Raw genomic sequence first — 7,830 nt, 5'->3', positions numbered from 1 at the left:
CTGCACCTTCTGCCACACTGGCACCCAGGCCCTGGTCCGCAACCTGACCGCCGCCGAGATCGTGGCCCAGGTGCAGGTCGCCCGTGACGACCTGGCCGAATGGCCTTCGCCCAAGGCCGACCGCCGCCTGTCCAACATCGTGTTCATGGGCATGGGCGAGCCGCTCTACAATCTGGACCACGTCGCCGACGCCATCGACATCATCTCGGACGGGGAGGGCATCGCCATCTCGCGGCGGCGGATCACGGTCTCGACCTCCGGCGTCGTCCCCGAACTGCACGAACTGGGCGAGCGCACCCAGGCCATGCTGGCCATCTCGCTGCACGCCACCAACGACGAACTCCGCGACGTCCTGGTGCCGATCAACAAGAAGTACCCCATCGCCCAGCTGATGGCCGGCATCCGCGCCTATCCGGGCCTGTCCAACGCGCGGCGCGTGACCTTCGAATACGTGATGCTGAAGGGCGTCAACGACAGCCCGGCCGAGGCGCTAGCCCTGGTCAAGCTGATGAAGGGCGTGCCGGCCAAGATCAATCTGATCCCGTTCAATCCCTGGCCGGGCACGGACTATGAGTGCTCGAGCTGGGCGGCCATCGAGACCTTCGCGGCCATCCTGAACAAGGCGGGCTACGCCTCGCCGATCCGCACCCCGCGCGGCCGCGACATTCTGGCGGCCTGCGGCCAGCTCAAATCCGAAAGCGAAAAGGTCCGCGCCAGCGCTCGGCGCAAGCCGGCGGTCGAGCAACCCACCGCCTAGACCATTGCCAGGGTTACGCCGCGTGCTAACCCTTCGCCCCGACCTTAACAATCGCTGACGGGTTTCCATGCCGCCAGAGCTGCAGTCCCCCGAGATCCAGGCCTTCGCCACCGGATTTCCGATCACGCTGTTGCATATCGCCGTGACGATGCTGATCCTCGTCCTGGCTGCGGGAATCTACATCCTGCTGACCCCGCACAAGGAAATCTCGCTGATCCGCGAGGGCAATTCCGCGGCCGCCGTCTCGCTGGGCGGCGTGCTGCTGGGCCTGTCGATCCCGCTCGCCACCTCGCTGGCCCGGTCCACCTCGATGCTGGAGATCGCGCTGTGGGGCGCCGCGGCCGTGGCCTTGCAACTGCTGGTTTTCCGCCTGGTGGACATGATGCTGCGTGGCTTGCCGCAGCGGATTCAAGAGGGCGAGGTCGCCGCCGCCGCCCTTCTGGTGGGCGCCAAGCTCGCCACCGCCGTGATCATCGCCGCCGCGGTTTCCGGCTAGGACCGCGTGCACTTCCCCCGCCTGCCCGACTGGCTGGTCTATCTGGCGGTGGTCCTGGCCCTGCTGATCGCCGCCGTGGGTCGCCAGGAACGCGCCGACGCCCCCCCGCCCCCGCCCCCAGTGGCCGGCGACGAAGGCCTGCCCCTCGGCCCCGCCTCGCCCTTCGACCCCTCGGTGGTGGTCGATGTGCCTGAAAAGGCTGAACCGGGGGTCGGCACCGCCTTTTCAGTGGCCGATCGCGGCGTCTGGGTGACCGCCCGCCACGTGGTCGACGGGTGCTCGCAGACCGCGATCGTGGTCGCGCAAGGCCGGGGCGTCGAGGCCACGGTGCGCATCGATCCGCGCGGGGAGGCAGCGATCCTGACCACGGAGGGCGGGGCGCCCCCGCTGCCCATGGGCCTCGACCAGCCCCTGCGCCGCGGCGACCGCGCCTATCATCTCGGCTTCCCCCAGGGCCAGCCGGGGGAGGCCACCTCGCGCCTGCTGGGCCGCGAGAACCTGGTGGTCCGGGGCCGGGGCGCGAGGACGGAATCGGTCCTGGTCTGGGCCGAGACCGGACGGACAGACAATCTGAAGGGGTCGCTCGCCGGGCTCTCAGGCTCGCCCGCCCTCGACCGCGCGGGCCGGGTCGTCGGCGTGACGGTGGCGGAGTCGCCGCGTCGCGGCCGCATATACACCACGGCGCCCGAGACCGTGACGGGCGCCCTGGCCGCCACGAATCAGAGGGCGGCGAGCTTCGCGGTGGGCGAACCGATCACCACCGACAACTACGGCCGCGTGGCCGACACCCTGCGCCGCGACCTGCGGGTGGCGCAGGTGATCTGTCTGAAGACTTAGGTCGCGGGTTCGACCGCCGCCCCGGCTTCCGGCTCCGCCTTCGGCGTCTTGGCCAGGACCATGAAGGCCAGGACCACCCCGATCACTCCGATGGCGGCGGAGTAGAGGAAGAACACGATGTAGCCCGCGCCGAGCGCCTGGGCGGTGACGCCCGACTTGGCGGCGGCCTCCGCATAGGCTTCGGGCGGCGTCGCGGCGAACAGGCCCTTCAGCGCGGCGAAGGCGCCGCCGGCGTCGGCGGAGGCCGCGGCGCCCTCGACGATGCGGCCCGACTGCGAGGCCACCAGCTTGCCGGGCAGCGAATAGAGCGATGAGAACAGGGCGTACTGGGTGGCGGTGAACCCTGCCGAGGTCAGGCTGGACATGTAGGCGATCAGGCAGGTGCCCGAGAACCCGCCGGCGATGTTGTCCACCCCGATGGCGATGGTCAGCGCGCTCATCGAGGCGCCCTGCGTCGCCAGCCAGGCGAAGACCAGGTTGCTCAAAGGGCCGGCGAAGGCGCCGACCACCAGGGCCCGCAACAGGCCCAGGCGCACGACGGCGAAGCCGCCCAGGCCTACACCCAGCATGGTCATGGGGATGCCGAACACCTTGCGGATCTCGGCGATCTGGATCTTCGAGAACCCAAGGTCCTGGTAGAACGGGTTCATGATGTTCAGCACGAAGTCCGACAGCCGGTAGAGGCAGATCGTGGCCAGGATCAAGGCCGCCAATCCCCCGAAGCGACCGAAGAAGTCGCGGAACGGCTCGCCGAGGGCCACGCCGAGATAGCGGCCCGGCCTGGTCTGGACGCCGGGAACCGGGCAAGCCGCCAGGAAGATGATCGTCCCGCCCGCCACCACGCCCGCGATCTGGGCGAAGACGCCCCAGGGCTTGGCCTCCCAGGCGGCCTTGAACGCCTCGGCGGCGTCGGTCTGGCCCAGGCGCGCCATGGCGTCGGTGAGGATCGCCACATTGCCGCTGAGCCCCGAGCCGAGGACCAGGGCGCCGAACATCAGCACCGCCAGCCGGGCGAACCATTCGGGAATCTCAAAGGCCGGGCGCGAAGGGATGTCCTCGGCATGGATGGGGCGGATCTCATGCTGGGCCTCGCGTGGCGCGCCCAGGACGCCGGCGACGCCGATCAGCATCAGCAGCGCCATGATGGCGTAGCTCATGTTCCAGGACAGCACCTCGGCGAGCGCCAGGGCCGCGGCCCCCGCCGCCACGTTGGCCAGCCGCCAGCCCCACTGGTAGGCGGCCGCCATCACGCCCTGCTTCTCCTGGCCCGCCGCCTCGATCCGCCAGGCGTCGATGACGATGTCCTGGGTGGCGCCGGCGAAGCCGACCATGACCGCGAACAGGGCGATGAGGCCCAGATTGGTCGCGGGGTTTCCGCCGGCCATCAGCCAAAGCCCGATCATGATCGCGGCCTGGGCCACCAGCATCCAGGACCGGCGATGACCCAGCCACTTGGTGAGGCCCGGCACGCGGGTGCGGTCGATCAGCGGCGCCCACAGGAACTTGAAGGAGTAGGCCAGCGTCGCGAGGCTGAGGAAGGCGATGGTCTCCAGGCTGAGACCGGCGTCGCGCATCCAGGCCGACAGGGTGTCGAAGATCAGCAGGTTGGGCAAACCGGAGGCGAAGCCCAGGGCCAGCATCACCAGCGAGCGGCGTTCGCCATAGACGGCCAGCGCCTGCAGCGCTCCGCGCTTGGGTGCGGGCTCGGCTTGGCTTTCCATGGTCATGAACAGGGGTTTCCCGCGCGCGGGGCCGCCCCCGCCGTCAGCCGACCTTGGCCCGCTCCGCTTTTCCCGTCCAGTCGCCGCGCCCGGTCCATTTGGCGAGCGCCTGGCGCAGGGCGTCGTGGGAGAGCGGCTTGACCAAGAAATCGTCCATGCCGGCCGCGAGGCAGGCGTGGCGATCCTCCTCGAAGGCGTTGGCGGTGAGCGCGACCACCGGGGTTTTCACCCCCAGGATCCGCGCACGCTCGGTGGTCTGCAGGCCCGACATGCCGGGCATGCGCATGTCCATCAGGATCAGATCGTAGTCGCCGACCGCAAGCGCGGCCAGGGCTTCCTCCCCGCCGCCCGCCTGGTCGACCGCGCAGCCTTCGCGCGTCAGCAGGGTGCGGGCCAGCAGGGCGTTGATCGGATTGTCCTCCACCAGCAGCACACGGGCTCCGGGCGCCGCGGCCGGAGCGATCCGGTCGTCCTCGGGGGCTTCGGCACGGGAGTCCCCGCGCAGGCCCGCGGCCGCCAGGACCCGCTCGGCCAGCGATCCCCGGCGCAGGGGCTTGATCAGGTAGCCGGCGAAGCCCGCGGCGCGATAGCCGTCGATCAGGCCGCGATCCTCCGGCGCTAGCAGTACGATGGCCGTGCGGCCCGCCGGCAGGACCAGGGTCTTGCCTGGACGCGCCAGGGCGTGATCCAGCAGCAGGATGTCGGACGGCCCGGCGGCTTCGATCAACCCGCCTATATCGCCGGCGATCACCGGCGCGCCGCCGCCGGCCTCGATCAAGGCCCGCGCCGCCTCGGCCAGGATCGGATTGGCGCTGGCCACGGCCACCGCGCGACCCTGCAGGACCCGCTCGGGCGTCACCGGCATGCGCTCGAAGGCGGCCTCGAACCAGAAGGCCGCGCCGCCGGAGGGGGCGGTGTCGACGCCCACCGCGCCCTGCATGGCGGTCGCGAGCTTTCGGGCGATGGCGAGGCCCAGGCCTGTCCCGCCCAACTGCACGTCGTGCGACGGGTCCGCCATCTCGAAGGCCTCGAAAATCTTGTCGCGGACGGCCTCCGTCACGCCGGGGCCGGTGTCGGCCACGGTGAAGCGCAGGCTTGGTCCGGACTCGGACACCGTGACCAGCACGCCGCCATGTGTGGTGAACTTGATGGCGTTGCCGGCGAAGTTCAGCAGGATCTGACGCAGCCGGCCTTCGTCGGCGAAGGCTTGGCCGATCCCCGCCGGAGCCGACCAAGCGATCTCCAGCCCCTTTTCGCGAGCGCGGGGCGACATCAGTTCGCACACGGATCGCAGCAGGCCCTCGACTTCGAAGGTCGAGGGCTGCAGCTCGATCTTGTCCGCGCCCAGGCGGGCGAAATCCAAAACGTCGTTGACCAGGCCCAGCAGGTGTTCGCCGGAGTCGCGCAGCGCCGACACATAGGCGCGCTGCTCCTGGGTCAGGCGGGTGCCTTCAAGCAGCCGGGCCATGCCCAGCACGCCATTCAGGGGGGTGCGGAACTCGTGACTGAGGGAGGCGAGCTGTTCTGCGCTGACGTTCGCGGCGCGGGGCGGGATCTTGCGGGCCATGGCGTAAACCCTAACCGCCGCCGCTTAATGGAGGGTCAAGCGTCCCGGCCAAGCTCAAGATTCGCGCGCGGTGGCCATCTCCCGAGCCAGAGCGACCAGGGCCGAGCGGGCCGAGGCCTTGGGTATGTCCACGAAGGCTTCCAGGAGCTCGACCGCGCCCGACATCGCCAGGGCCTGGACGAGGTCGTCGGCGGCGTCGGAAATCGCCCCTTCCTCCCCGACCAGCCAGCCGACGGTGGTGTCCAGCACTCCGGCGACAGCCACCAAGGTCGAGCCCGACACGCGGTTGGCGCCCCGCTCGTACTTCTGGACCTGCTGGAACGAGACGCCGATCCGGTCGGCCAGCGCGCCCTGGCTGATGCCCAGTGACTTGCGCCGCAGGCGCATTCGGGCGCCGATGGCGATGTCGACGGGATCGGGTCCCTGTGCATCGTCGAGAGGCATGCTGTGACCTCCTGCGTCGTCCCTGGCCCATCGCCGAAGGGCGAGCGTAACCATAACGAGTAGACGCGCTAACGCGCGGGTGTCTAACGTGTTCACCTTATGCGCGTGCCGCAAGCCACGATCGAAGATCTTGTCGAGCTGCTCACCCCACGGGAGCGCGATTGCCTTCGGCTTGTCGATCGCCACCTCAGCTCCAAACAGATCGCCCGCGAGCTGGGCATGTCCAAGGCCTCGGTCGACACGTACTGCGATCGCGCCCGTCGAAAGCTGGGCGTAGGCGACCGTTATAGCGCCGCCCGCGCGCTGGCCGATCATGACGCCGCTGTCCCCATCGTGTCGGGACACGATCCGATCAGGACAGACACGACGCCCCATCTGCCGCCCCATGACGCCGAACAAGGAGATGCGGCGTATGGGCGAGTGGTTGCGAGAGCTGGCGGACGCCAGGGCGGTCCGGGCGCTGGATCCGCCCTGGGACAGCCGGCGGGCGGCCGTCGAGGGGGCGCTCCGCCTGCGGCGGGAGGTGGAAGCCTTCGAGAGCCGCTGGCCGGAACCCCGGGCCGATCGGCCGATGGCCCCGGCCTTCTCCTGGGATCAGCTGGAGCGGCAGTTTGCCGACCTGGTCGATACGCCGGCGAAGCAGGCGATGGCCCGCGAACTGGTCTCGGCGACCCGCAAGATGGCCCGCTACAAGCCGCCCGAAATGGTGTTGCGGGAAATCCTCTGTCTCAGCTGGGCGCTCTTGGACGAGAGCTTCCAGCCGGAGCCCGGGGAGGGATCGGTCGAAATGACCTAAGTCCCGCGATACGCCTGGGCCTGGTCGGTCTCATCGCCATTGTCTCGGCCCTCGCATTCGGGGCCCTGCTGGCCGGCCTCCACGCCCTCCAGAACCTGATCTGAATTCACCGACATTCCGAACGTCAATCAACGCTCCGGGGGGCTTCCGGCGCGCAGGAGAGAACTCATGCTCAAGCAACGCCGTATGATCGCCGACCAGATCGCCGCCAGCCTGTTCGAAGCTGAGGCCGCCATCGACGCCGCCCTCGCCAAGACCGCCCGGCTGGCGGGGGTCATGCCGGGCCTGCGGGCCGACGCCGGCCTCTCGGCCCTGATCGGACAGGACGCCGTCGAACGCGCCAGCGAGGCCATCGCCGCCCTCGCCAGCGCCCGGCGCGCCATTGTCGAGACACACAAGGAGCTAGACCTCGCCAAGACCCAGATCGGCCTGGGCGCGGTGATGTTCGGCGAGCCCAACGAGAAGCCTCCATCGCTCTCGGCGGAACCGCAACGGGTGCTGCGAGCCATCCGGCGCGCCGCCGCCTGATACGGCTCGCCCTTGGCGAGCCCGCGCATTCTGACATGATCGGCGCCCTCGACACCGCTCGGGGGCGCCGTGTTCTTTTCCACCTTCTTCGCAACCTTCCTGCACACAGCCCCGCAACAGGTCTGGCTGGTGGTCATGACCTTGACCTGCGGCTACGCCCTGTGGCGCGGCCAGCGCCCGGAGCGGGTCGCCGGCGGCGCCTGCATCGCGGCCTGGGTGCTGAGCACGTTCGCCTACAACTATCGCGACTGGCTCGACCCCCAATGGTTCGTGCTACTGGTGGATCTCGGCCTGCTCGCCGTCCTGCTCGCGCTCGCGATGAGGAGCGATAGGACCTGGGCTCTGTTCGCCGCGGCGTTCCAGCTGCTCGCCGTCGTCATTCACATCGCGATCATGATCGATTCCGACGTACGTGGCCGCGCTTACGTCCAGGGCCTGGTGATCTGGAGCTATCTGATCGTGTTCTCGGTCGGCCTTGGGACTTGGTTCGAGCGGCGGAGAGTCGCCACCTAGGAGCCCCGTCTCACGCCATCAGCGGCGTGTTCATCCGCCGATAGACCAGCGCCTCGGCCACATGCACCCGCCGCACAGATCCCGAACCTTCAAGATCGGCGATGGTGCGGGCCAGGCGCAGGGTGCGCGTCCAGCCCCGCGCGGTGAGACCTCCGCCCTCGGCGGCCTTGG

The 7,830-nt window shown here is 69.6% G+C and carries 9 protein-coding genes and 2 pseudogenes; 7 read left to right on the top strand and 4 right to left on the bottom strand.

Going from position 1 to position 7,830, the window contains the following annotated elements:
- From rlmN to RMO04_RS06415, 3 genes are all read left to right on the top strand, one after another.
- Positions 1-757, top strand: a 757-nt coding sequence (gene rlmN / locus RMO04_RS06425) for a 23S rRNA (adenine(2503)-C(2))-methyltransferase RlmN (RefSeq protein ID WP_309643958.1), incomplete at its 5' end; no start/stop codon positions are given.
- A 67-nt stretch (positions 758-824) separates the two neighbouring features.
- Entirely contained in the window at positions 825-1,253 is a 429-nt protein-coding gene (locus tag RMO04_RS06420; RefSeq protein ID WP_309643957.1) for a DUF350 domain-containing protein, read from the top strand.
- Positions 1,254-1,259: 6 nt separating this feature from the next.
- Entirely contained in the window at positions 1,260-2,090 is an 831-nt protein-coding gene (locus RMO04_RS06415) for a serine protease (protein WP_309643956.1), read from the top strand.
- On the opposite strand, the gene RMO04_RS06410 is transcribed toward RMO04_RS06415, so the two are convergent.
- Genes RMO04_RS06410 through RMO04_RS06400 form a run of 3 tightly spaced genes read right to left on the bottom strand, consistent with a single transcriptional unit; the run spans position 2,087 to position 5,822 of the window.
- The gene (locus RMO04_RS06410; RefSeq protein ID WP_309643955.1) at positions 2,087-3,817 is read right to left on the bottom strand and encodes an AmpG family muropeptide MFS transporter; all 1,731 of its coding nucleotides are present in this window, start codon (positions 3,815-3,817) and stop codon (positions 2,087-2,089) included. The two genes, RMO04_RS06415 and RMO04_RS06410, sit on opposite strands and share 4 nt — an antisense overlap.
- A 37-nt stretch (positions 3,818-3,854) precedes the next feature.
- Positions 3,855-5,378, bottom strand: coding sequence for a response regulator (locus RMO04_RS06405; RefSeq protein ID WP_309643954.1), 1,524 nt, complete (start codon positions 5,376-5,378; stop codon positions 3,855-3,857).
- Positions 5,379-5,432: 54 nt separating this feature from the next.
- Complete coding sequence (locus tag RMO04_RS06400; RefSeq protein WP_309643953.1) at positions 5,433-5,822, bottom strand: helix-turn-helix domain-containing protein; 390 nt, start codon at positions 5,820-5,822, stop codon at positions 5,433-5,435.
- A gap of 99 nt (positions 5,823-5,921) precedes the next feature.
- On the opposite strand from RMO04_RS06400, the pseudogene RMO04_RS21160 reads away from it, so the two are divergent.
- The 4 genes and pseudogenes from RMO04_RS21160 to RMO04_RS06385 form a co-directional block, all read left to right on the top strand.
- Positions 5,922-6,110: pseudogene (locus tag RMO04_RS21160) on the top strand (response regulator transcription factor); the annotation flags it as partial.
- A gap of 124 nt (positions 6,111-6,234) precedes the next feature.
- Complete coding sequence (locus RMO04_RS06395) at positions 6,235-6,618, top strand: hypothetical protein (protein ID WP_309643952.1); 384 nt, start codon at positions 6,235-6,237, stop codon at positions 6,616-6,618.
- Positions 6,619-6,786: 168 nt separating this feature from the next.
- A complete protein-coding gene (locus tag RMO04_RS06390; protein WP_309643951.1) occupies positions 6,787-7,146 on the top strand; it encodes a hypothetical protein in 360 nt (119 codons plus the stop codon).
- Between the two features lie 69 nt (positions 7,147-7,215).
- Positions 7,216-7,659 (top strand): hypothetical protein, encoded by a 444-nt coding sequence (locus RMO04_RS06385; RefSeq protein WP_309643950.1) that lies wholly within the window; start codon positions 7,216-7,218, stop codon positions 7,657-7,659.
- A 10-nt stretch (positions 7,660-7,669) separates the two neighbouring features.
- On the opposite strand, the pseudogene RMO04_RS06380 reads toward RMO04_RS06385, so the two are convergent.
- Positions 7,670-7,830 (bottom strand): annotated as a pseudogene (locus tag RMO04_RS06380) (hypothetical protein); the annotation flags it as partial.

It is taken from the genome of Phenylobacterium sp., assembly GCF_031412415.1.
Lineage (GTDB): Bacteria > Pseudomonadota > Alphaproteobacteria > Caulobacterales > Caulobacteraceae > Phenylobacterium.
Note: the sequence above shows the minus strand (reverse complement) of the source record. Positions and strands in the feature narration are given on the sequence as shown.